This is a genomic window from Pseudomonas sp. SCT, assembly GCF_003864275.1.
Taxonomy (GTDB): Bacteria; Pseudomonadota; Gammaproteobacteria; order Pseudomonadales; family Pseudomonadaceae; genus Stutzerimonas; species Stutzerimonas stutzeri_AE.
On the sequence record NZ_BDJA01000002.1, the window covers coordinates 421,536 to 443,430 of the forward strand.

A 21,895-nucleotide genomic window follows, 5' to 3' on the forward strand; every position below is an offset into this window, starting at 1 on the left:
ATCCCGCGTGGGCGGGGTGCTCAGAGCCAGTTCAGATCGTTGAAGCCGCGGTTGACGTAGCCGCCGTACTCCCAGGACGAACCCTCGTAGCCGAACAGCGGGAACAGCGCCTTGTTGTCGTACAGGCCGAACATCAGGCTGCTGCGCACGGCCTTGAAGAAGGGGGTGTTCTCGATGTCGGTCAGCAGGGCCACCCGCTCGGCCTCGTCGAGTTGTTCGAATGGCGAGCCATGGGCCTGGCGCGCCTGCTGCTGCAGGTCGTCCAGGCCGCGAGCGACCAGCGCGGGCTGCTCGTCCATCAGGCCGAGCAAGGGCTGTACGTAGTGGCGATCGCTGATGAAATCGTGGGGAAAGACGTCGCGGCCCATGCGCAGCAGGCCATCGGGCAGGTCTGGCAGGCGTTCCTCGGCGAGCAGGTTCACCGGGATCAGTTGCGACAGGCTGAGTGCCAGCAAGGACTGGCCGGAAATGGAAAGAAAGCGTCGCCGGTTTAGCGTGCCCTGCGGGCGAGCTGAATCGTGCATGACATGGCTCCTGATTATTACCGGCAGTTCCGTGGTGATCGGAATGCTGGCGATCTTGTTATGCGAAGAGTTTGTTCCGCAAAACAGTAGGAGCAGGTGTCATGCCAACTTTTAGTTGTGGCTTTATCTTTGGATAAGTGATTGATGCATATGGTTTTTAGGTAACTTGATGGTGCTGCTTTGTTTAATGTGTAAAGCGCTTTGAACGTTACACCTGTAAAGGGCTGTAAAGCGCTTTACAGTGCTGCGAGAAACAATATGTGCAGGCAAAGTGCTTCTAAAGTTCAGGCTGGTCTGTGCGGTTCAATGGTTTATCCTTCGTTTATTGCAATAACAATAAAGCGTTTCGCTGGAGTAGCCCGCGTCAGTCTGGCGCGAGCGCTTCGAGGAGGAGGCATGAATCTGCTATCCGGTCCGGTCAGCCATATCGACGCGGTGCTATCGCTGGCCAATGCGCCGCACCTGCCCGGTGATCGCGACCCGATCATCGCGCGCTCCTGGCGCCGCTGCGTGCACGACTACGGCCTGGACCCGGCGCGACCTGCCGAGGCCCGTTTCGTCCCGCGGCAGGTGCTGCGCGAGCATCAGGATCAGGCCGACGAGCTGATCAATGTCGCCCGCGCCGGGGTCGAGCAGCTGTACCGGCAGATCGCCGAGCTGGGTTACGTGATCCTGCTGACCGACAACCGCGGCATCGCCGTGCAATTTCTCGGCGACCCGGCAGACGAAAAGGCGCACCGCAAGACCGGCCTGTTCCTCGGTTCGGACTGGGGCGAAGACCACGCCGGCACCTGCGCAGTCGGCACCTGCATCAAGGAACAGCAGGCGCTCACCTGTCACCAGCACGATCACTTCAGCGTCTGGCACACCAACCTCACCTGTACCGCCGTGCCCATGTTCAACCCGCACGGCCAGTTGCTGGCGGTGCTGGATATCTCCGCGCTGCATTCGCCACCGACCAAGGATTCCCAGACCTTTGCCCTGCAGCTGGTCAAGCAGTACGCGCGGATGATCGAGGATGCCTATTTCATGCGCGTCTACCGCGAGCGGCCGATCCTCTGTTTCGACGGCTCCCGCGAGTTTGTCCTGATCAACCGCCGCTACCTGCTGGCACTGGGAGACGATGGCGAGCTGCTCGCCGGCAATACCGCCGCTCGGGGTCTGCTGGCCGAACACGGGCTGATGATGCCGGGCCCCTTTGGCACCCCGGCGCAGGCGCGCATCGATCAGCTGTTCGATTGCGAGCTGGGCGATGTGCTGAGCATTCCCTACGCCAGTCATGACCAGGTCCGCGCCTTTCGCACCCATCGCCACCAGCTGTTCTTCGCCGCCTTGATGGAGCCGCGTCGCCGTGCGCCGGAGCCGGCCGAACGCAGCGCGCCCGGCGGGCATTCCGCGCTCGATGCGCTGGCTGACGACGACCCGGTGATGCGCAAGATGCTGGCGCGCGCCAGACGCCTGTGCAGCGAGCCGCTGAACGTGCTGCTCAATGGCGAGACCGGGACCGGCAAGGAACGCCTGGCCAAGGCGCTGCATGAGAGTGGCTGCCGGCGCAGCAAACCCTTCGTGGCGATCAACTGCGGCGCGATGCCCGAGTCGCTGATCGAAAGCGAGCTGTTCGGCTACGCCCCCGGCACTTTTACCGGCGCGCGCAGCAAGGGCATGCGCGGTCTGATCCAGCAGGCCGACGGCGGCACGCTGTTCCTCGATGAAATCGGCGACATGCCGCTGCACTTGCAGACCCGGCTGTTACGGGTGCTGGCCGAGCAGGAAGTGATGCCGCTGGGTGCCGAGAAACCGGTGAAGGTAGATATCCGCGTGGTGGCCGCCAGTCACCGCGACCTGCGGCAGATGGTCGAAAGCGGGGCGTTTCGCGAGGACCTGTTCTACCGCCTGAACGGCGCCTCGCTGAAGCTGCCGCCGCTGCGCGAGCGCGCCGACAAGGGCTTTCTCATCGAGCGGGTGTTCGCCGAACTCGCCGAGGGCCGGCCGGGCAATCCGCACCTGCGTGGCGATGCCATGAGTGCGCTGCTGGCCTATCCCTGGCCGGGCAACATCCGCGAGCTGCGCAACGTACTGCAGTACGCGCTGGCGACCTGTGAGGGTGACGAGATCACCGTGCAGGATCTGCCGGACGAATGCCTGCCACCGATTCTGGCGCGCTGTCGTCAGTCGGCCGCCGCGGTCGAACCCGAGTCTGCGACGGCTCTGCGCGAGCAGCTGCGGCGGCATCGCTGGAACGTCAGCGCCGTCGCGCGGGAGCTTGGCGTGTCGCGCCCGACGGTGTACCGGCGCATGCGCGTGCTGGGGATCGAAGCGCCGGTGTGACCGGCGCCGTGGTGTTACTCGCTGACCGGCTGGTGTGGCGGCGTGCCTTTTTCAGCGGCGATATCGAAGGCGATGCTCCAGTTGTGCAGCGGGTAGGGCTGGTGCACCAGTGCCTTGATGTTGGCTTCGGCAGGCATGAGGTCGGGGAGGTATTCGTAGGTGGCGTCGGCGCGCATCGGGTCGCTGTCGCGTAGCTGGCCGGCGCCGCCGACCTGGTGGCTGGCGTAGCTGATGCGTGGCTGGCCGCTGAGGTCGCGACCGGCGCGCAGGCGCACGATGGTATCGGCGACGATGTCGACAGCGTCGATGGGCACTTCGCCCTGGTCGTCACGCAGCACGAAACCCTTGTCCTTCACATCGCGCGCCTGGTGGCCGATGTAGGGCTGGTCGAACGCCAGGGGCGGGTGCGGCACGTAGAAGTCGATCAGTACATCGCGGCCGTTCAGCGTGGCCTGGCGCGGTGCGAGTGGGGTCCAGCCTTTACGCTCGACGACGACGTGATGGTAGACCTTGCCGAGCATCTGGCCGAACCAGCGATAGCCGTTCGACGACAGGTGCACGCCCTTGTCGGTGTAGGGGTAGACCGGCCCGACCAGGTACCAGCCGGGTTCTTCCTGGGCCAGTTCCCACTGCGCCATGCCGATGGCCAGCGAGCCGTCCTTGACCGAGGACTTGGCGTCGGTCTGGTAGCTGAAGAAGGCGGGCATCTTTTCCTGCCCGGCGATGGCCTTGGCGGTGTCGGCGTAGAGGTCGTCGCGCAGCTGGCGCAGTTTGGCCTTGTAGTAATCCTTGTCGTTCTTGCCGCCGTTGGTGTGGGAATAGTCGAACTCGCCCTGCAGCCAGAAGAACGCGCTGATGCTGTAACTGGCCTGCTGCGCGTCGGCCAGTGCCTTGGCCTGGTCGACGGCCTGGGTCACACGGCGATACTCGTTGGTGCCGCCGCTTTTCGACAGCTGTGCGACGGAGCGGCCGGAGGTCGACGCGTTGCTGGCGACGAGCAGGTGATCGGGGTCGGTGTCTCGGCCCAGGTGATGCAGATACAGCCGCCGCGCCATGTTCAGCGCGCCGACTTCCACAGATTCGCCTTCTTCCTGCGCCTTCGGGTCGAGTTTGGCGACCTTTTCCGCGTCGAGCAGCACCGCCGCATTGCTCTTCTGCTGCACCACGGCGCGCAGCGGTGTGAACGCGGCGCCACCGACCGGTTTGAACGTTGCACCGCTGAAGGCGGCCGATCGCGGCGAATCGCCGAGCATCAGGTTGTCGTAACGCGGCGCGACGGACAGCGCCGGCCAGCCTTCGGCCGCCGATGCCAGCGACTGGCCATAGGTGATGACGTGGTTGTACTTGCTCTGCAGCGGCTGCGTCAGCTCGTTCGGCTTGGCCATGAGCTCAGCGGTCAGGCGCTTGTTCTCGGCGTCGCGGGCAGCCATTTCGCTGTCCGACAGGGCGGCCAGGGCAGGCGCGGTGATGGTCAGCAGGGCTACGGCGATGGCTGTGCGCAGACGTGGAGTAGTCAGCTGTTGGGGGCGATGGCGAAGCTCGAGCATGAGATTGCGGTTCCGGGACGGCACTGGATCATCGTGTACGGCAGGTTGCAAGCGAGCCGTAGGTATTGGCGGACGCGCTTTCGACGGTACTAAAGGACGTAAGTTCGCGGCAGCCACGTCGATGGCGGATTGGCTATGCTGTCGCGCATTCGAGCGGCGCTCGTGCAGCGATGCGCAGCAGGCTTTGGCAGGTCGAACGATGTCGTTGCCGTCCGCTCCCATGCAGGTCATTCCATTAGCAGAGGAGAACGCCATGAGCCATAAAGCCATATTCGTGCAGCCCGGTGGCGGCTACGACCGGGTCATCGTTGGCAGCAGCGAGGCCGCCAGGCCGGAGGCCGGCGAGATCACCGTGCGCCTGCGCGCGAACTCGCTCAACTATCACGACTTCGCGGTGGTCAGCGGCATGTGGGGGCCGAGCGAGCCGCGCATTCCCATGGCCGATGGTGCCGGTGAAGTGGTGGCGGTGGGCGCAGGCGTGACCGAATTTGCGGTCGGCGATGCGGTGGTCAGCACCTTCTTCCCCGACTGGCTGGCCGGTGAGCCGCTGATCGAAGGTTTCGCCACGGTGCCGGGCGATGGCGTCGATGGTTACGCACGGGAAATGGTCACCGCCCGCGCCACCTCGTTCACCCATGCACCCAAGGGTTACAGCCATGCCGAGGCGTCAACCCTGACCACCGCCGGCCTCACTGCCTGGCGTGCGCTGATGGCCGACGGCAAGCTCAAGCCCGGCGACAGCGTGCTGATCCAGGGCACCGGCGGCGTTTCCATCTTTGCTCTGCAGTTCGCCAAGATGGCCGGTGCCACGGTTATCGCCACCTCGTCCAGCGACGCCAAGCTTGAGCGCCTGCGCGAGATGGGCGCCGATCACCTGATCAACTACCGCAGCACGCCAGCCTGGGGTGAGACGGTGCGTCAGCTCACCGATGGCCGCGGGGTCGACCATGTGATCGAAGTCGGTGGGCCGGCAACGCTGGAGCAATCGATGGTCGCGGCGCGCATCGGCGGGCATATCTCGGTGATCGGCATTCTCACTGGCGTTGCCGGCGAGCTGCCGCTGGTACCGGCGCTGGTGCGCCAGCTGCGTCTGCAGGGTGTGCTGGTCGGCAGTCGCGCTCAGCAGCAGGACATGATCCGCGCCATCGACGCCAACGGCATCCGCCCGGTGATCGACAAGCACTTCGCCGTGGACGATATCGTCGAGGCGTTCCGCTACCAGGAAACCAACCAGCACTTCGGCAAGATCTGCCTGGATATCTGAAGCCTGGCGTCGGCGGCGGCTGCGTTTAGAATGCGCGGCCACGCTGCCGACGATGCCCGCCCATGACGCCCGAACACCTCTCCACCCTGCAAGATCACCTGCTCGACGCGTTGGCCAACGTGCCCGACGAGACGCGGCGGTTGTTTCACGGCCGCGGCCGCTGCTATCCGGGGCTCGAACAACTCACCGTCGACTGGCTGCAGGGTGTGGTGCTGGTGGCGCTGTTCCGTGATCCCGGCGAGGCGGAACGGGCGGCGCTAGAGCAGATGCTCATGGCGCTGACCGAATCCCCGGCCTGGCAGCAGAGCCAGGCGCAGCGCTTGCTGCTGCAGCATCGCTATCTGCCGGATGCGCCGACCGAAGCGTTGCTGGGCGATGTGCCCGCCGAATGGCAGATCAGCGAGAACGGCCTGCGCTACAAGCTCGATCTCGGGCGCAAGCAGAACAACGGCCTGTTTCTCGACATGCGCTACGGCCGACGCTGGGTGCAGAAAAAGGCGCAGGGCAAGCGGGTGCTCAACCTGTTCGCCTACACCTGCGGGTTCTCCGTCGCGGCTATCGCTGGTGGCGCCGAGCATGTGGTGAATCTGGACATGGCGAGCGCGGCGTTGACCCGTGGACGGGAGAATCATCGTCTGAATGAGCACGATCTCAGCCGGGTGAGCTTTCTCGGCCACGAGCTGTTCAAGTCCTGGGGCAAGGTGCGCAGGCTCGGGCCCTATGACCTGATCATCATCGACCCGCCGTCCTTCCAGAAGGGCAGCTTCGCCCTGACCCGCGATTACCAGAAGATCCTGCGCAAGCTGCCGGAACTGCTGAATGCCGGCGGCCAGGTGCTGGCCTGTGTGAACGACCCGGATATCGGCGCGGACTTCCTGATCCAGGGTATGGCTGCCGAGGCGCCGCAGCTGCGCTTCGAGCAGCGCCTGGAAAACCCGCCGGAGTTTCCCGACATCAGCTCCGAGAGCGGGCTCAAGGCGTTGCTGTTCGTGATGGGTTGACCGTTATCGGCTAGCTTCCAACTCGTTGATCAGCGCTTTCATCTCGTCGATTTCCCTGCGTTGCGCCTCGATGATGCTGTCCGCTAGCTCGCGTACCCTTGGGTCTTGGAGATCGGCCCGCTCGCTGGTGAGGATGGCGATGGAGTGGTGAGGAATCATCGCCTTCATCCACGACACCTGGTCCACCGTCGCCTGGCTGCGCACCAGCCACAACGACACTACGAACACCAGCGCGCTGCCGGCGAAGATGGCGATGTTCACGCCACGTCGCGGATACATCTTCAGCATGAACGCGAGCATGACGATCGCCATGCTCGCGCCCATGACCAGCGCCATGTAGGCGCGGGTTTCGCTGAACAGGATGTGGTCGATCTGGAACACGTTCAGGTACATCAGACCGAACATGACCAGCGTCGAGGTGGCAATCATTGCGCCGAATTTGGCGTAGGGCTGCATAGGCGGGCTCCTGCGGTGACATTGGGGCGACAACGGCCAACCCCTTGGTCATCTCGACCGTAGCGAGTCTCCGCGGTTTCCCAAGGACCAGGCCACCCGCAAGGCTGTTACGTCTGCCCGCCTAACCAGTGTCTTTCAGCGATTGGCCAGCTCGGAGCAGTTGGGCTCGATGGTAAAGGTGCGCGCCGAATCCACCGGGCCGAGCTTTTCCAGGGTGCGGCGGCCGAGCAGGACGGGGTAGTTCATCTCGTCGCGGTCGCGAAGCGAGAACTCCTCTTCGAGCAGGCGATCACCGACGCAGACCTTCATCAGCACCACCGGCCGGTCTTCCTTGCCGCCGGCGCCACGCACGGTCAACTCACGCTGCAGTTTGCGCTCGATGCGCGACTTGACCAGCTTGTCGTGCTCAACGTCCTTGAGGTCGAGGTCGAAGCGCACCCACTTGTCGCCATCCTTCTCGAAGTAGTCGACGTCCTCGGCGTGCATGGACGACGTCAGGGCGCCGGTGTCGAGCTTGAACTTCACCGTGACCTGTTCAGGAAGAATCAGGCCGCGCTCCACCCAGCCCAGCGGGGTGCCTTCTGCCGCAAGCGATGGGAGGGTGGTCAGTGAAAGTAGCAAGGCGGCCGGTAAGGCGAGCAGACGTGATGCCATCAATGACGCTCCTGAGCGTTGGGTTCGCTCAATAGAGCGATATCCGCGGCGGACGTTCAGCGTCGCTTCGGCATCGTGGCGGGCAGGTCGGCATCCTGCGCTGCTTCGCGGGTGGCGATTTCTTCGGCAAGCGCGCGAACGAAGGCATCCACCGCGACCGGCAGATAGCGTGAGCTGCGCACGTAGACGCCGAGGTCACTGAATACCGAGCCGCTGTCATTCAATGGCACATGCACGAGCGTACCGCTGGCCAGTTCGGCCTCGATGCCGATGCGTGTCTGGAAGGCAACGCCGGCGCCTCGCTTGGCCATCTGCAGGGCCAGCTCTACCGAACTGGTTTCCAGTGGTGCCTTGTGCCGTGGACGGGTACGCGCGAGCAGCGGTGCCAGCAGGTGATGGATGGACAGGTCGCTCTTGGCGAGGATCAGCGGGTATTCGGCGCAGGTGGCGAAGCTCACCTCGCTTCGTTCGGCCAGCGGGTGTGCGGGATGCACGATGGCGCCGAGGCGGAAATGCCCGACGCCCAACTGCTGAAGATCTGTGGTGCGCGGCAGGGCAAAGGCCAGGCCGATATCCGCCTGGCCGCTGATGACAGCCTCGGGAATCGCCTGCGAGCCAAGGCTGGTGACGCCTACGGTGACCCGCGGATAGCGCTCGCGCAGCTGCTCCAGCACGCCGGGCAGCAGGTCGGTGGTGACGCCGGATACCGTGGCGATTTCCACATGGCCGGTGCGCAGACCCTGTAGTGCGTCCAGCTCGGAGCGCACGCGCTCGGCGTCCTGCAGTACGACGATGACGTGGCGGGCGAAGATCTCGCCAGCGGCGGTCAGCCGCAGTCCGCCGGGCAGACGTTCGAACAGCGGGGTGCCGATTTCGTCCTCGAGCTTGAGGATCTGTCGGTTCACCGCCGACGAGGCAACGTTCAGCCGCCGCGAAGCCTCGCGGATCGACTGGCAGCGGCGCACCATGTCGAAGTAATGGATGGCCGGCGAGTGGATGCGCAGTTTGCTGGCCAAGCGTTCAGCGCTCCACGGCAGGTGGCTTGAGCCCGCAGCCCTTGAGGATGATGGCGATCAGGTTGTCGCTGGCATGGGCGAAGTCTGCGCGGGTCATGCGCTTGCCGTTGATACGGCGGATCTGGTCGGAGAAATCGGCGTAATGCTGGGTGCCGCTCCAGATCAGAAAGATCAGATGCATCGGGTCGACCGGGTCCATCTTGCCAGCGGCGATCCAGGCGTCGAACACCGCGGCGCGGCCGCGGAACCAGTTGCGATAGTCCTGGTTGAAGTGTTCGGACAGGCATTCGCAGCCGCTGATGACCTCCATGGCGAAGATCTTCGAGGCTTGCGGATGGCGGCGCGAGAATTCCATCTTGATGCGGATGTAGTCGGCCAGGGCGATGGCCGGGTCGTCGTCGACGGTCATGTCATCGAAAGCGGTGTCCCAGAGTTCGAGGATGTGCCGCATCACCTCCACGTACAGCCCCAGCTTGCTGTTGAAGTAGTAATGCACGTTGGCCTTGGGCAGGCCGGCGCGGTTGGCGATGGCGTTCATGCTGGTGCCCTTGAAGCCGTAACGGGCGAACTCCTCGGCGGCCGCGGCGAGGATGGTTTCCTCGTTCTTCTGGCGAATGCGGCCAGCGGGTTTGCCGTGGGCGGTGTAGAGCGGCTGCGGTGCGTTGTTCTTGTCCATGGTCCTGTCCGTTGGCGCGCTGGCGGTTGGCCTGCTCCCTGGGTGGGACAAGCCGATGCTGGGTTGATGATGGCGTCTTCGGGGTGGTCGTGCGGTGGACGCAGAGCCGGTGGCTGGGCCGTCGAGTCGCCGCAGGGTGATTGCCGAAGCAGGCTGATTCTGCACGAGATTCACTGATCGTTGCAGTCGTTGCGCTTGCGTGGATGCGTTTGGTGGGCAGGTCGCGGGAAGCGCCGCCCGGCGTGCGGGCGGCGAGGACATCAGAAATGCGCTTTGACGATGAAGTTGGTGACGTTGTTGTCGGTGTTGAAGTTGTCGCTGTCCTCGATGCCGTATTTGTTCGACCAGTAGTCGTATTCGATACCGACATACAACTTGCCGGGGGTGTAATCCAGAGCCTTGCCGAGGTCGTACTTGACCTGCGGGTTGAAGTGGAAGTTCTTCTTCAGCTCGGTGTTGCCGTTCTTCTTGTCGTTGACGACCCAGTCGATATAGCCGTCGAAGAGAATGTCCGACTTGCCCACCGGGAAGGTCATGGCCCAGGTCGGGGTGATCTGCCACTGGCCGCTCGGTTTGCCGGTGATACCGTCGGGCTTGCGGTAGTAGGTGTTCAGCGCGAAGCGATCGAAGCCGGGGATGGCGAGGTCAACCGCCGGGCCGAGCAGATAGTTGCGATTGCGACCTTCGCCACGTTCGTAGGTCGCCGCTATGAGCACATCCTTGATCGGGCCAAAGGAGAGATCGGCGCCAGTTGTCTTGCCCAGCGACAGGCGCGGGCTGAATTCACCGTAGTAGGTGTGGCCATCGCTGCCGGAGATGCCGTTGTACCACTTGTTATCGACGAACAGGAACATGTCGCCCCAGGTCCAGCCGCTGGCATGTTCGAAGGTGATGGTTTGCTGGATATCGCCTTCCTTGCCGCCTGCGGAGTCGACAGCGAAGTTCTTGCCATAAAGGTAGGTCAGGCTGTTGTTCTGCCAGAGCATGGGGCTGGCCATGGCTTGGCTGCTGAGGATGAACCCGGCCGCGAGGGCTGCGGTGGTCAGGCTGCGCTTCATTGAGTGTGTCTCCGTATTGGCATTTGAATGAGCTTCTAAGTTGTCCAAGCGGTCAGGCTTTGGTCCCATAGCAAGCGCCGCGCCAATACGCGGGTGAGTCTGTAGGTTCAACTTAACTGATTGATTTAAGGCGAGTTATTTATCGGCTTTAGTGTTGGGGGACTGCGTTTTGCGACGACGAACGCCGAAGCACAGATCTAGGGGATCTGACCGATGCGTCAGCTTGCTTCAGTTTGGGGCGCGGTGGATGGCTGATTGCCAGGCTCGCCACCGAAACGGTGCGCGGGCCGGCAACGGCCGGTAAGCAGATGGCAATGCAAAAACGCAACTGCCGGCACGTGGCCGGCAGTCGGTGGAGCGAAGAAGCTTAGTGCTGGGTGACCAGGGCGCTGTTGTTCAGGCCGTTCTGGGTGATGTAGGCGGCGTTGCCATAGCCTGCCTGGCTGGCGATCGCCTCGTTGCCGACGCCGTGTTGAGTCACTTTTATCAGGTGATCGGCGCCGCTCTGGCTCAGCATCACGTCGTTCAGCGAACCTTCCTGGCGGACAGTCGCCAGGTTGTCACGGCCGTTCTGTTCGATATCGCTGCTGTTGGCCCAGCCATAGCTGACCCCGATGATTTCGTTATCGGTGCCGTTCTGCACAGCGTTCAGCTCGTTGCCAGTGCCGTCCTGATGGAAGTGCAGGTGATTGCCGCGGCCCTGCTGGTCGACGGACGCAACGTTGTAGTGGCCTTCCTGAATGGTCTTGGCGGTCTGGTTGCGGCCGTTCTGGTAAACGTCGGCTTCGTTGCCAGTACCGAATTGCTCGGTGGTGGCGGTATTGTTGCCGCCGAACCAGCCATTGGTCTGCACGATGCTGGAGTCGTTACCGGTGCCGTTCTGCAGGACGAATGCGTTCTGCGCGTTGCCGGTCTGGTTCACCTCGACAGTGTTGTAGCTGCCGTCGGACATGACGTAAGCCTCGTGCTTCAGGCCGGTCTGCGAAACCATGGCGTCGTTGCGCCAGCCGAACTGTTCAACTTCGGCAATGGAACCGCTGCTGGCGAGTTGCGTGATGTGCGCGTCGTTGTCGGTGCCCTGCTGATCGATGGTTGCGCGGTCGGTCATGCTGGCGGCTTGGGTGATGCTGCCATTGTTCAGGTCGCCGTTCTGGGTCAACGTGGCCTGGCTGCCGTAGCTGGCAGTTTGGGTGATCAGGCCGTAGTTGTCCTTACCGGTCTGGTTGGTGGTGGCGTTGGTCATCGTCGTGACGGTCTGGAAGGTTTCGGCGACGTTCCGGATGCCATTCTGGGTCTGCGAGGCGCCGGTCTTGTAGGTGTTGTCCTGTTCTACCAGCGCATCGTTGCCCCAGCCGCGCTGGTTCTGCGTCGAGCCGGTCATCACGGTGGTGCTCTGGTGCGAGTTGGCGACGTTGAAGTTGCCTGCCTGAGACTGCGCTGCGGTGGTGTCCCGCGCGCCGTGCTGCTCAATCAGCGCATTGTTGGCGAAGCCGCTCTGGCCCTGCTGGGCCAGGTTGCCCGAACCGCCACTTTGCAGCACTTCTGCGACGTTGTTGATGCCCAGCTGGTTCTGCTCCGAGGTGTTGTTGGCCGCGAAAGCCTGGGCAGTGGCGACAGTCAGAATGGCTGCTACAAGAGGTTTGAACTTAAACATTTTTGTCACTCCATGGATGTTTTAAGTACAGCGGTATTTCCCTGGGATTAGCGGTACTGGCGAACCACTACCGTCAGACCTCGGCCGCTCTGGCTGACATTGCTGCTGTGCCCGCTGCCGGTCTGTTCGATGAGGGCGCGATTGCTCGAGCCCTGCTGTGCGATGGCGGCGCGGTTGTCCGCGCCGAATTGTTCGATGTGGGCGTCGTTGTCGAAGCCGTACTGGCTGATCAGCGCGGCATTGCCTAGGCCGATCTGCTCGATGGATGCGCTATTGGCGTAGCCGCTCTGGATGATGTATGCCTCCAGCTCCGCACCTCTTTGCACGATGCGGCCGGCCATGTCCTGGCCGGACTGCTGAACGACTGCCATCGCGCCCTGAGCGCTGACCGCGTTCTGGCCGAGCACGGAAAGGTCCCTGCTTATGCCGGACAATTCGGTGGGGGCGAGGTCGGAAAGGGGGGCGCTTTCGGCGTAACTGCAGGAAGCCAGTAGCAGAATTACGGGTAGCAGCAGCTCATACGCAATCCGTTGCGAGCGGGTCATGGGTCCGTTCCTGATTAAGCTCATGTGTCGACATACTTGCCCTCAATCGGGACGGCGAACATCCATCCAATGATTGAAAGTGCTGCGATCTGGTGCGATGCAGGCAAGTTCGCGACGACAGCGGCCGCGCGGTCAGCCGCCGGGCGGAACCGCCGACGGCCGTTCGACGGACCTTTGGTTGGATGGTTGTGCGGTATGAAGCCTCGTCGGCGTTGCACCGACGAGTTGGGTCAGTTCAGCCTGCTCAGGTACTTGCTCAGCTCCGGGTGCTCGCTGCCGTGGCCTTCGGCTGTTTGCCAAAGGCGCCGATCGACGCCCTGAGCGATCAGGTGTGCCACGGCGGCCTCGATCGCCGAAAGCACGCAGAGCTGCGCCGGCTCGTTGGTGGTGTAACCGGCTTCGGCTTCGAGCAGCTCCTTGAACTCGATGAACTTGTAGACGTTGGCGCTACGGCCGATAGAGAAAATCGTCTTGGTGGTCATCACGTTCGACAGCACCCGGCCACTGCGCACATCGATGGCCCGCAGGTTCACCGTGACCTGATCGACGCGGTATTCCTGGGACAGGCCGATACCAAGGTAGCGCGCCCCCTGGCCGCCACTGCGCACGTTGGTCTCGTAGGCGACGATGGCGCCTTCCATGATGATGTTCGCCGCCAGCAGCGAGGGCAGCTCGGACTGGATGTTAGGCGCGACATCCGGCTTGGCCTGGGAGGCGCGGATGATCTTGCGTTCGGTCAGCACGTTCTGCAGGCCTTCGCGTTCGAGCACCACGAACCAGCCGCTGGCCTGCATGGCATCGACCAGCATGCTGGCTGCGCCCTGGGTCACGGCGGTGGAGAATGAGCTGGCCGGTGTCGGCTTGTACTGGCCGGTCTGGTCGCGAAAACCGTACACCGCGGCCACCAGCGGACCTTTCGGGCGTGGCAGCGCGAGCAGATCCTGATAGGTCGAGGTGCGCGGGGTGAGAGTTGGTGGATGCTGATCGGCAGACATGGGTTCGCGTACGGCGCAACCCTGCAGTACAGCCATCATCCCTATGGCTACGAATAGGCTTCTCATGGCCTTTGTTTCTCCTTGGGGTCATTTGCCGATGATGATTTCGGACATTTCGCCGGTGAGCCGGTCGGTGATTTCGACGATCAGCATGCCGGCGTCGCCGTTGTAGACGCGTACGAAGAAGTCGTCGGTGGTTATCGCGCCGGTCTTGCCGTCTCTTGCGTCGTTGAGCAGATCATTCAACAGGCGTGATTCGAGTTGGCTGGTGAAGCGATCCAGTGTCGACTGGTTGCCCAGCAGCGAGGAGCGATCCAGCGCGTCCGGGTCCTTCTTGCTGTTCTGCGCCTGCGCGTTGCCCAGCAGCCAGGCACCGTTGAGCGGGCTGCCGCCGAAGGATGGATTGATCGGGGTGTAGACCAGTTCGGTGGCGCTGGCGCCGGCACTGAGCAGCAGGCTGCCGAGCAGCGCGCCGAGAGTCTTGCGGGTGTGCTGTTTCATAACTCGTCCTTGGCCATGTCTATGTTGTCTTCGAACAGCGCTTCGATCTTGCGCCGATTGATCTCCTCCACCACGAAGTCGGCCGCCTCGTAGGCCGGCTCCTTCATGTCCGCCACGTTGGGCTGCAGGAAGCGCCGATACAGCGTCTGGTTCTCGTGCTCGACCCAGACCAGAACCCCCCAGCGCGCCGAGGGCCTTTCCTTGACCGCAAGGTTGAAGTCCAGGCCGCTGATGTCGTTCAGGCGTTCGCAGAAGCGCACGTAGAATTCGTGTCCGGAGCGGGAGATGGTGTTGTCGGTGATGAACCCCTGCAGCTCGGCTTCGTCGCCGTGGGCGCTCAGACCCAACAGCAGCAGAAGCAGTCCGGCGGTGCGTTTCACGACACCGCCTCGCCGACGTGGGCCAGCACCAGTGATGCCCCCTGCGCGCGATTACTGGCGCCGAGCTTGCGCAGCGCGTTGTGCACGTGGCTCTTGATGGTGTGGATGCTCAGGTGCAGCTTTTCACCGATGGCTGCGTTGGACAGGCCTTGCCCGGCGAGGGCGAGGATCTGCTTTTCCCGCAGCGTCAGTTCGTCGATCACCTGATGCGAGTTGCTGAGCTGACGGTAGCGGCACAGCAGCGTTTCCATCAGCTGCCTGGGCAGCCAGTCACCCCCCGCAAGCATGGCCTGGACGCCGCGCACGAAGATGTTGCGTGGGGTTGCGCGGTAGAACACGCCGCGGATCCATGGGTGCGTTTCGACCAATCGCCGCGCCTGATCCGGCTGGGCGTTGATCAGCGCTACCGGAGCGTCGCCGACCTGCCGCAGCAGATGGATGGATTCGTCGCGGTCGAAGCTGGCGACGTCGAGCAGGATCAACGCAGCATCCGCCTGTTCCGGTCGTGGGGCGGTCATGTGGACGAGCGTGCAGTCGGGGCCGTCGTGGAGGTGCTGGCGCAGTGTGCTGTGGAGAAGTCTGCTGGCGGAAAGCAGCATTACGCGAGGTTGGGCGGGCTGGAAAGCCGACACAGCGTGATCGTTCATTCGCATGTCCTTTGCTGAATGTGGGTGGGAATCCGTGATTTGTCGTACTCGACAGTGGTGCGTTACGGAGCGCACTTGAAAGTAGTTCAGCTATGCGACAAAAAAAAGTCAAAAGATGAATTTGGTGTCAGATTGCCGACGAAGCGTGATTGGGAAGTTCTGCTGGCCGCGCCTCAGCGTTGCTCCTACAGTCTGTGTTCTGAACGGAAGCCGCTCATGCGGCCTATGGACAAGGAGATTGGCAAATGGGTGATCCGCTTTTCTGGCTGGTGTTCTTTTCGGCCGCGCTGGCACTGAATCTTTCGCCCGGGCCGGATCTGCTCTACGTGATTTCGCGAACGCTGAGCGGCGGCCGCCGCATCGGCATCATTTCCGCATGCGGTGTATGCAGCGGGGCACTGGTGCACGTGGCGTTCGCCGCGTTGGGCATCTCGGCCATTCTTGCCACCTCGGCGCTCGCCTTTACGGCGGTCAAGTACGTGGGGGCTGCCTATCTGCTGTATCTCGGCTATCAGGCGCTGCGCTCGGCCGGTAGCGGGACGGCGCCGGCCCTCAAGGCAGCGCCGCGAGTGTCCGCCTGGAAGGCCTATCGCCAGGGTGTGCTGGTCGATCTGCTCAATCCCAAGGCGGCGATCTTCTTTATGGCGTTCCTGCCGCAGTTCGTTCGTCCCGAGCATGGTGCGGTGGCGCTGCAGTTGCTGGTGCTCGGTGTGCTGGTGGTCGTGGTGGCGATCATTGTCGAAAGCGCGTTGGTTTTGCTGGCGGCGCGTGCCACGCAGACGCTGCGCAACAACCCGGCCGTCAGCCAGTGGCTCGACCGGGCGCTGGGCTCGGTGCTCATCGCGCTTGGCATCCGTCTGGGGTTGAGCGAGCGCATCTGAAGGGAATTTGATCCGCTCTGCGCGGCTCTCAACAGGGGAGGGCCGGCAACCGGCCGTCCATGATGGGAGCTGCGTATGTCACAGCAGAGCAAGAACACCTCGGCCAGCCTGATCCCCTGCCTGCGCTATCGCGACGTGGCCAAGGCCATCGACTGGCTTCGTCACGCCTTTGGTTTCGAGTGCCAGCGCCAGTACCGCGACGAGCAGGTCGGCATCACCCACGCGCAACTTGCCTTTGGCAACGGCATGCTGATGGTCGGGCCGGTAGTGGATTCCGAATATGGTCGTCAGCTACGCCAGCCCGATGAAATCGGTGGCGCGTCGACCCAGGGCATCTATGTGATCGTCAACAGCGCCGATGCGCTCTACGCCCAGGCCAAGGCCGCCGGGGCGCAGATCGTCGTCGAGCTCAAGGACGAAGATTACGGCGGTCGCGGTTTCACCTGCCGCGATATCGAAGGGCATCTGTGGAGCTTCGGTACCTACGATCCCTGGGCTGACGAGGCCGCCGGGACGGTCGCCCAGGCCTGAGCGCGCCGACCATCGGGGGGAATGATCTCGCCGTTGTCGCTGTCACCTTAACTACGACAGCAGACTGAGGAGGAACGACGATGGCCCACGGAAATCTCTACGGCGCCCTGGTGGTACTCACCGGCGCTTCGAGCGGCATTGGCCGCGCGGCGGCGCAGGCGTTTGCCCGTCAGGGCGCGCGGCTGGTGCTTGCCGCTCGCGACGCCGAGGCGTTGGCGGAAACCGCCGATGAATGCCGCGCGCTTGGCGGCGAGGTTCTGGTTGTGCCCACCGACGTTACCCACAGCGACGAGGTCGAAGCGCTGGCCAGCGCCGCGGCGGAGTTCGGGCAGGGGCGCATCGATGTGTGGATCAACAATGCCGGCATCGGTGCGGTCGGCGCGTTCGACGAGACGCCCCTGGACGCTCACGAGCAGGTGGTGCAGACCGATCTGCTCGGCTACCTGCGCGGCGCCCATGTCGTGCTGCCGTATTTCAAGCAGCAGCAGAGCGGTGTGTTGATCAATACGCTGTCGGTCGGCAGCTGGGTGGCGCAACCGTTCGCGGCGGCCTATTCGGCTAGCAAGTTTGGCCTGCGCGGCCTTTCCCAGGCGCTGCGTGGCGAGCTGGGTGCCTGGCCGGGCATTCATATCTGCGATGTGTACCCCGGTATTGTCGATACCCCCGGTTTTCGTGACGGCGGTAACTATGCTGGGCGCTCGCTGCAGCCACCGCCACCGTTGCTCGATCCCCGCGACGTGGCGAACGCGATGGTCAGCCTGGCGCTGCACCCGCGGCATACCACCTCGGTCGGGGCGACCGCGACATTGCTGCGGCTGGCGCATTTCCTCACGCCTGGCTTCGATCGCCTCAATGGCCTGCTGACCGGTTTCGCCCTCGGTCGTGCGCAGCGGGTCGCGCCTTCGTCAGGCAATCTCTTTCATCCGCCGCTGGGCCAGCGGCGCATCGACGGTGGTTGGCGCTCTTCACCGGACGATGACAAGCGCTGGCTATTGATTGGCGGCATCGCTGTGGGATTGATCGGCCTTGGCGTGCGCCTGGCGCGGCGCCGCTGAGCGCGCTGTCAGCGCACCTTCGGCGCGGCACTGACACCTTCGAGCGTGGCGAAGGAGGTGTCCTTGGCCGTCAGCAGGAAGTCGCGCATGAAAGGTGAATCGAGCATGTCGGCGCGGATGCCGGCGTACAGCGTGGCGAACAGCCCCTTGTCGCCCAGCCGTTTGGCGGTGACGTAGCCGCGCGAGCTGTACTCGTGCAGTGCCCAGTTCGGCAGTGAGCAGACACCGCGCCCGGATGCCACCAGCTGCATCATCATCACCGTGAGTTCCGAGGTGCGCACCTGCGCCGGCTCGATGTCGGCGGGTTCGAGGAACCGGGTGAAGATATCCAGGCGGTCGCGTTCGATGGGGTAGGTGATCAGCGTTTCACTGGCCAGATCTTCCGGGCGGATATACGGCCGCGCGGCGAGTGCATGCTGGTTCGCCACCGCCAGCAGCGCCTCGTAGGTGAACAGCGGCACATAGGTGATGCCAGGCAGCTCCAGTGGATCGGAGGTGACCACCAGATCCAGATCACCGCGCGCCAGGGCTGGCAGCGGGGCGAAGGAGAAACCCGAGGCCAGATCCAGCTCGACTTCGGGCCAGGCATCGCGGAACTGGTCGATGGTCGGCATCAGCCACTGGAAGCAGCTGTGGCATTCGATCGCCATGTGCAGCCGCCCGGCTGTGCCACCAGCCAGCCGTGCAAGATCACGCTCCGCGCTGCGTAGCTGCGGCAGCATCAGATCCGCCAGTTGCAGCAGACGCAGGCCCGCGCTGGTGAAGCGTACCGGGCGGGTCTTGCGCACGAACAGCTGCAGGCCGAGGCGTTCTTCCAGTTCCTTGAATTGATGCGACAGCGCCGATTGCGTCAGGTGCAGGCGTTCGGCGGCTTCAACGAGACTGTCGGTTTCCCGAAGTGCATGAAGCGTCTTCAGGTGACGAATTTCCAGCATGCCGAACTACCTTGCGAAGCGGGACGTTGCGCAGCTGAATGACAGGCGCGGCGCCCCGGAATGGATATGCAAATGAGCAACGCTCATCTGCCGCAAGTGTGTCTTAGCATCCCGATGCTGTCGAGTCGCCGCTATGCGTTGGTGCCTGGTCCCTTCTAGAACCAGAGCCGCGAAACCATATAGGCCAGGCCAAAGAAGAACAGCAGCGCAGCGACGATCATCGCGCCGTCGCGGGCCATCATGCCCAGCCCGAGCACGCTCAATGCCGCACCGGCAGTGGAGTTGCCGAACGGGATCAGCTCCAGCGGCGGCATGGTGGCCGCGATTGCCAGGCACAGCACGGCATTCAAGCGATTCGCCAGGCCGTTGGTAAGGAAGGTCAGCCGCCGCTTGAGCAGGCGGTCGACGAAGCCAGCGATGTGATGCAGAAAGGCTATGGCCTTGTCGTACTTGCTGCGCGAGGTGCTACGCCGCAGCAGCCATTTGGGTAGCCAGAAGTGCTTGCGCCCGATCAGCAGCTGAATCGCGATCAGTGAAACCATCACCGCGAACACGCTGGGCAATCCGGGAATTCCCGACAGCGGCGAGAACACCAGCAAGCCTGGCACCAGCAACAGGGCACCGAAGCTGCGCTCATCGGTGGCTTGCAGCATGCACTCGATACTCACCGGCTGGTCGGCTTCGCCGGCCTGTTCGAGACGCTGCAGCAGGCTTTCGAGATTTTGCGGTGGCTGATCCGGGTTCATGAATGAGCCTGATAAAGGAGGTCTTCGTTAGAGGCCTGTCTGACCGAAATGCTCCTGCATGAATATTTCTATATTTCAAATGTAATTACGTGAGTTTGTTTCACGTGATCATGGCGCGGACAATCAGCCCATTCATGCAGAACGACATTCGGAGTGAGAAATGGCTGTAGCGCATAACCTCGGTTTTCCACGCATTGGTGCGGACCGCGAGCTGAAGAAGGCCCTGGAGGCATATTGGAAGGGTGAGCTGGACGAGCTGGGGTTGCTCCAGGTTGGTCGTCAGCTGCGTGCACAACACTGGCAAGCCCAGGCCGACGCTGGCATCCAGTTGCTGCCGGTGGGCGACTTCGCCTGGTATGACCAGGTTCTTACGCATTCGCTGATGTTCGGCGTGGTGCCGCAGCGCTTCCGCCCGGCCGATGGCCAACCGACGCTGGACACACTGTTCGCCATGGCCCGGGGCGTGACCAATAGCTGCTGCGGTGGCGGCCAGGCACAGGAGATGACCAAGTGGTTCGATACCAACTATCACTACCTGGTGCCGGAGTTCACCGTCGATCAGCAGTTCCAGCTGTCCTGGTCGCAACTGTTCGAGGAAGTCGAGGAGGCGCAGGCGCTGGGTCACGCGATCAAGCCGGTGCTGGTCGGACCGCTGACCTATCTCTGGTTGGGTAAGCTCAAGGGCGAAGATGCCGAGGGCTTCAACAAGCTGGAACTGCTCGAGCGACTCCTGCCGGTCTATGGTGAGGTGCTCGACCGGCTGGCGGCGCAGGGCATCGAGTGGGTGCAGATCGACGAGCCGATCCTCGCTCTCGACTTGCCGCAGGACTGGAAGAACGCCTTCGAGCGCGCCTACAACCTGTTGCAGCGCGCCCCGCTGAAGAAGCTGGTCGCCACCTATTTTGGCGGACTGGAAGACAACCTCAGCCTGGCCGCCGCGCTGCCGGTGGATGGCCTGCATATCGATCTGGTGCGTGCGCCGGAGCAGTACCCGCTGATTCTCGACTGGTTGCCGACCTACAAGGTGCTGTCACTGGGGTTGGTCAATGGGCGCAACGTCTGGCGCTGCGATCTGGACAAGGCCCTGGAAGTGGCGCGGCATGCCGCCGAGCGGCTGGGTGACCGCCTCTGGCTGGCGCCTTCCTGCTCGCTGCTGCACAGCCCGGTGGACCTTGAGCGCGAAGACCGGCTCGATCATGAACTGAAAGGCTGGCTGGCCTTTGCCGTGCAGAAGTGCGCCGAAGTGGCGACGCTGGCCCGTTCCATCAATGAGCCGACGAATGAGGATGTGGTGGTCGAGCTGGCGCGCAGCCGTGCGGTGCAGGCGGCACGTCAGCACTCGCCGCGCATCCACAAGCCACAGGTCCAGGCACGCCTGAGTGCAATCCAGCCGCAGGACAGCCAGCGCACGTCGGTGTTCGCTGCGCGAATCGAACAGCAGCGCGCGCGGCTCGACCTGCCGGCGTTCCCGACCACGACCATTGGCTCGTTCCCGCAGACGCCGGCGATCCGCCTGGCGCGCCAGGCCTATAAGCAGGGCAGGTTGTCGCTTGGCGATTACACCGAGGCGATGCAGGCCGAGATCCGCCATGCGGTGGCGGTGCAGGAGCAGATCGGTCTCGATGTGCTGGTGCATGGCGAAGCGGAGCGCAACGACATGGTCGAGTACTTCGCCGAGCAGCTCGATGGCTATGCCTTTACCCGTTTCGGCTGGGTGCAGAGCTATGGCTCGCGTTGCGTGAAACCGGCGGTGATCTACGGCGACCTCAGCCGTCCGCAGCCGATGACCGTCGACTGGATTCGCTACGCCCAGCAGCAGACCGACCGCGTGATGAAGGGCATGCTCACCGGCCCGGTGACCATGCTGATGTGGTCGTTCTCTCGCGAGGACGTGTCGCGTGAGGTGCAGGCACGGCAGCTGGCGCTGGCGATCCGCGACGAGGTCTGCGATCTGGAAGCCGCCGGCATCCGCATCATCCAGATCGACGAGGCGGCGTTCCGCGAGGGCTTGCCGTTGCGTCGCGCGCAGTGGCAGCACTATCTGGACTGGGCGGTCGAGGCGTTCCGTCTGTGTGCCAGCGGCGTGCGTGACGAGACGCAGATCCACACGCACATGTGCTACAGCGAGTTCAACGACGTCATCGAGTCCATCGCGGCGATGGATGCCGATGTCATCACCATCGAGACCTCGCGTTCGCAGATGGAGCTGCTCGAAGCCTTCCGCGCCTTCGACTATCCCAATGACATCGGCCCGGGGGTCTACGACATCCACTCGCCACGCGTTCCGGACACCGCAGAAATGGTGCAGCTGCTGGACAAGGCCGCCGAGCGCATCCCGGCCGAGCGGCTCTGGGTCAATCCGGATTGCGGGTTGAAGACCCGCGCCTGGCCGGAGACCGAGGCAGCGCTGGTGAACATGGTGGCCGCGGCCCGTCAGCTGCGTGCGTCGCGCAACGCCAAGGTCGCCTGAGGTCGACGCGGGCGCAGCGCTCCAGTGCGGG

At 63.5% G+C, this 21,895-nt stretch carries 22 protein-coding genes; 7 read left to right on the forward strand and 15 right to left on the reverse strand.

The features are described 5' to 3' along the window. Positions 1–20: 20 nt before the first annotated feature. Complete coding sequence (locus BHD08_RS06480) at positions 21–524, reverse strand: gluconate 2-dehydrogenase subunit 3 family protein (RefSeq protein WP_125021214.1); 504 nt, start codon at positions 522–524, stop codon at positions 21–23. 396 nt (positions 525–920) lie between these two features. Between BHD08_RS06480 and BHD08_RS06485 the strand changes: the two genes are divergently transcribed. Beyond that, positions 921–2,852 (forward strand): sigma-54-dependent Fis family transcriptional regulator, encoded by a 1,932-nt coding sequence (locus BHD08_RS06485; protein WP_125021215.1) that lies wholly within the window; start codon positions 921–923, stop codon positions 2,850–2,852. A gap of 14 nt (positions 2,853–2,866) precedes the next feature. Here BHD08_RS06485 and BHD08_RS06490 read toward each other — a convergent pair whose 3' ends face one another. Further along, a complete protein-coding gene (locus BHD08_RS06490) occupies positions 2,867–4,399 on the reverse strand; it encodes a phosphate ABC transporter substrate-binding protein (protein WP_125021216.1) in 1,533 nt (510 codons plus the stop codon). Between the two features lie 253 nt (positions 4,400–4,652). Between BHD08_RS06490 and BHD08_RS06495 the strand changes: the two genes are divergently transcribed. Further along, complete coding sequence (locus tag BHD08_RS06495) at positions 4,653–5,663, forward strand: NAD(P)-dependent alcohol dehydrogenase (RefSeq protein ID WP_125021217.1); 1,011 nt, start codon at positions 4,653–4,655, stop codon at positions 5,661–5,663. 62 nt (positions 5,664–5,725) lie between these two features. After that, positions 5,726–6,664 carry a class I SAM-dependent methyltransferase gene (locus tag BHD08_RS06500; protein ID WP_125021218.1) on the forward strand — a complete coding sequence of 313 codons (939 nt, stop codon included), beginning with the start codon at positions 5,726–5,728 and terminating at the stop codon, positions 6,662–6,664. 3 nt (positions 6,665–6,667) lie between these two features. Here the strand turns inward: BHD08_RS06500 and BHD08_RS06505 are convergent, their stop codons facing one another. The 11 genes from BHD08_RS06505 to BHD08_RS06555 form a co-directional block, all read right to left on the reverse strand. Further along, positions 6,668–7,120, reverse strand: coding sequence for a DUF305 domain-containing protein (locus tag BHD08_RS06505; RefSeq protein ID WP_125021219.1), 453 nt, complete (start codon positions 7,118–7,120; stop codon positions 6,668–6,670). A 135-nt stretch (positions 7,121–7,255) separates the two neighbouring features. Continuing rightward, complete coding sequence (locus tag BHD08_RS06510) at positions 7,256–7,774, reverse strand: RimK/LysX family protein (RefSeq protein ID WP_125021220.1); 519 nt, start codon at positions 7,772–7,774, stop codon at positions 7,256–7,258. Positions 7,775–7,830: 56 nt separating this feature from the next. Further along, positions 7,831–8,790 carry a LysR family transcriptional regulator gene (locus tag BHD08_RS06515; protein WP_125021221.1) on the reverse strand — a complete coding sequence of 320 codons (960 nt, stop codon included), beginning with the start codon at positions 8,788–8,790 and terminating at the stop codon, positions 7,831–7,833. Between the two features lie 4 nt (positions 8,791–8,794). Further along, positions 8,795–9,466 (reverse strand): TetR/AcrR family transcriptional regulator, encoded by a 672-nt coding sequence (locus BHD08_RS06520; protein ID WP_125021222.1) that lies wholly within the window; start codon positions 9,464–9,466, stop codon positions 8,795–8,797. A 260-nt stretch (positions 9,467–9,726) separates the two neighbouring features. Further along, on the reverse strand, positions 9,727–10,524 hold the full coding sequence (locus BHD08_RS06525) for an outer membrane protein OmpK (RefSeq protein WP_125021223.1): 798 nt from the start codon (positions 10,522–10,524) through the stop codon (positions 9,727–9,729). Positions 10,525–10,891: 367 nt separating this feature from the next. Next, entirely contained in the window at positions 10,892–12,178 is a 1,287-nt protein-coding gene (locus tag BHD08_RS06530; protein WP_125021224.1) for a hypothetical protein, read from the reverse strand. Positions 12,179–12,225: 47 nt separating this feature from the next. Continuing rightward, a complete protein-coding gene (locus tag BHD08_RS06535; RefSeq protein ID WP_015276306.1) occupies positions 12,226–12,723 on the reverse strand; it encodes a curlin associated repeat-containing protein in 498 nt (165 codons plus the stop codon). A gap of 230 nt (positions 12,724–12,953) precedes the next feature. Continuing rightward, positions 12,954–13,784, reverse strand: a complete 831-nt coding sequence (locus tag BHD08_RS06540) for a CsgG/HfaB family protein (RefSeq protein ID WP_125021225.1) — start codon at positions 13,782–13,784, stop codon at positions 12,954–12,956. Between the two features lie 21 nt (positions 13,785–13,805). Next, entirely contained in the window at positions 13,806–14,219 is a 414-nt protein-coding gene (locus BHD08_RS06545; RefSeq protein ID WP_015276308.1) for a curli assembly protein CsgF, read from the reverse strand. Beyond that, on the reverse strand, positions 14,216–14,599 hold the full coding sequence (gene csgE / locus BHD08_RS06550; RefSeq protein ID WP_015276309.1) for a curli production assembly/transport protein CsgE: 384 nt from the start codon (positions 14,597–14,599) through the stop codon (positions 14,216–14,218). Before csgE ends, BHD08_RS06545 begins: the two co-directional genes overlap by 4 nt. Next, entirely contained in the window at positions 14,596–15,246 is a 651-nt protein-coding gene (locus tag BHD08_RS06555) for a response regulator transcription factor (RefSeq protein ID WP_125021226.1), read from the reverse strand. Before BHD08_RS06555 ends, csgE begins: the two co-directional genes overlap by 4 nt. A gap of 245 nt (positions 15,247–15,491) precedes the next feature. On the opposite strand from BHD08_RS06555, the gene BHD08_RS06560 reads away from it, so the two are divergent. The 3 genes from BHD08_RS06560 (at position 15,492) to BHD08_RS06570 (ending at position 17,713) form a co-directional block, all read left to right on the forward strand. Then, positions 15,492–16,127, forward strand: coding sequence for a LysE family translocator (locus BHD08_RS06560; protein WP_125021227.1), 636 nt, complete (start codon positions 15,492–15,494; stop codon positions 16,125–16,127). A 75-nt stretch (positions 16,128–16,202) separates the two neighbouring features. Then, positions 16,203–16,658 (forward strand): VOC family protein, encoded by a 456-nt coding sequence (locus BHD08_RS06565; protein ID WP_125021228.1) that lies wholly within the window; start codon positions 16,203–16,205, stop codon positions 16,656–16,658. 80 nt (positions 16,659–16,738) lie between these two features. Continuing rightward, positions 16,739–17,713 carry an SDR family oxidoreductase gene (locus BHD08_RS06570; RefSeq protein WP_015276313.1) on the forward strand — a complete coding sequence of 325 codons (975 nt, stop codon included), beginning with the start codon at positions 16,739–16,741 and terminating at the stop codon, positions 17,711–17,713. 8 nt (positions 17,714–17,721) lie between these two features. Here BHD08_RS06570 and metR read toward each other — a convergent pair whose 3' ends face one another. Together metR and BHD08_RS06580 are read right to left on the reverse strand one after the other, a co-directional pair. Further along, on the reverse strand, positions 17,722–18,648 hold the full coding sequence (gene metR, locus BHD08_RS06575) for a transcriptional regulator MetR (protein WP_014821082.1): 927 nt from the start codon (positions 18,646–18,648) through the stop codon (positions 17,722–17,724). A 155-nt stretch (positions 18,649–18,803) separates the two neighbouring features. Then, positions 18,804–19,394: an exopolysaccharide biosynthesis protein gene (locus BHD08_RS06580; protein WP_125021229.1), complete on the reverse strand. Its 591-nt coding sequence runs from the start codon at positions 19,392–19,394 to the stop codon at positions 18,804–18,806. A 160-nt stretch (positions 19,395–19,554) separates the two neighbouring features. Here BHD08_RS06580 and metE point away from each other — a divergent pair, with 160 nt between their 5' ends. Then, complete coding sequence (gene metE / locus BHD08_RS06585) at positions 19,555–21,864, forward strand: 5-methyltetrahydropteroyltriglutamate--homocysteine S-methyltransferase (RefSeq protein ID WP_125021230.1); 2,310 nt, start codon at positions 19,555–19,557, stop codon at positions 21,862–21,864. The last annotated feature ends 31 nt before the right edge of the window (positions 21,865–21,895 follow it).

Excerpts from the sequence above, each read along its gene's own strand:
- BHD08_RS06480 (WP_125021214.1), bottom strand. The coding sequence starts at position 524 with ATGCACGATTCAGCTCGCCCGCAGGGCACGCTAAACCGGCGACGCTTT.
- BHD08_RS06485 (WP_125021215.1), top strand. The coding sequence starts at position 921 with ATGAATCTGCTATCCGGTCCGGTCAGCCATATCGACGCGGTGCTATCG.
- BHD08_RS06490 (WP_125021216.1), bottom strand. The coding sequence starts at position 4,399 with ATGCTCGAGCTTCGCCATCGCCCCCAACAGCTGACTACTCCACGTCTG.
- BHD08_RS06495 (WP_125021217.1), top strand. The coding sequence starts at position 4,653 with ATGAGCCATAAAGCCATATTCGTGCAGCCCGGTGGCGGCTACGACCGG.
- BHD08_RS06500 (WP_125021218.1), top strand. The coding sequence starts at position 5,726 with ATGACGCCCGAACACCTCTCCACCCTGCAAGATCACCTGCTCGACGCG.
- BHD08_RS06505 (WP_125021219.1), bottom strand. The coding sequence starts at position 7,120 with ATGCAGCCCTACGCCAAATTCGGCGCAATGATTGCCACCTCGACGCTG.
- BHD08_RS06510 (WP_125021220.1), bottom strand. The coding sequence starts at position 7,774 with ATGGCATCACGTCTGCTCGCCTTACCGGCCGCCTTGCTACTTTCACTG.
- BHD08_RS06520 (WP_125021222.1), bottom strand. The coding sequence starts at position 9,466 with ATGGACAAGAACAACGCACCGCAGCCGCTCTACACCGCCCACGGCAAA.
- BHD08_RS06525 (WP_125021223.1), bottom strand. The coding sequence starts at position 10,524 with ATGAAGCGCAGCCTGACCACCGCAGCCCTCGCGGCCGGGTTCATCCTC.
- BHD08_RS06530 (WP_125021224.1), bottom strand. The coding sequence starts at position 12,178 with ATGTTTAAGTTCAAACCTCTTGTAGCAGCCATTCTGACTGTCGCCACT.
- BHD08_RS06535 (WP_015276306.1), bottom strand. The coding sequence starts at position 12,723 with ATGACCCGCTCGCAACGGATTGCGTATGAGCTGCTGCTACCCGTAATT.
- BHD08_RS06540 (WP_125021225.1), bottom strand. The coding sequence starts at position 13,784 with ATGAGAAGCCTATTCGTAGCCATAGGGATGATGGCTGTACTGCAGGGT.
- BHD08_RS06545 (WP_015276308.1), bottom strand. The coding sequence starts at position 14,219 with ATGAAACAGCACACCCGCAAGACTCTCGGCGCGCTGCTCGGCAGCCTG.
- BHD08_RS06555 (WP_125021226.1), bottom strand. The coding sequence starts at position 15,246 with ATGAACGATCACGCTGTGTCGGCTTTCCAGCCCGCCCAACCTCGCGTA.
- BHD08_RS06560 (WP_125021227.1), top strand. The coding sequence starts at position 15,492 with ATGGGTGATCCGCTTTTCTGGCTGGTGTTCTTTTCGGCCGCGCTGGCA.
- BHD08_RS06565 (WP_125021228.1), top strand. The coding sequence starts at position 16,203 with ATGTCACAGCAGAGCAAGAACACCTCGGCCAGCCTGATCCCCTGCCTG.
- BHD08_RS06570 (WP_015276313.1), top strand. The coding sequence starts at position 16,739 with ATGGCCCACGGAAATCTCTACGGCGCCCTGGTGGTACTCACCGGCGCT.
- metR (WP_014821082.1), bottom strand. The coding sequence starts at position 18,648 with ATGCTGGAAATTCGTCACCTGAAGACGCTTCATGCACTTCGGGAAACC.
- BHD08_RS06580 (WP_125021229.1), bottom strand. The coding sequence starts at position 19,394 with ATGAACCCGGATCAGCCACCGCAAAATCTCGAAAGCCTGCTGCAGCGT.
- metE (WP_125021230.1), top strand. The coding sequence starts at position 19,555 with ATGGCTGTAGCGCATAACCTCGGTTTTCCACGCATTGGTGCGGACCGC.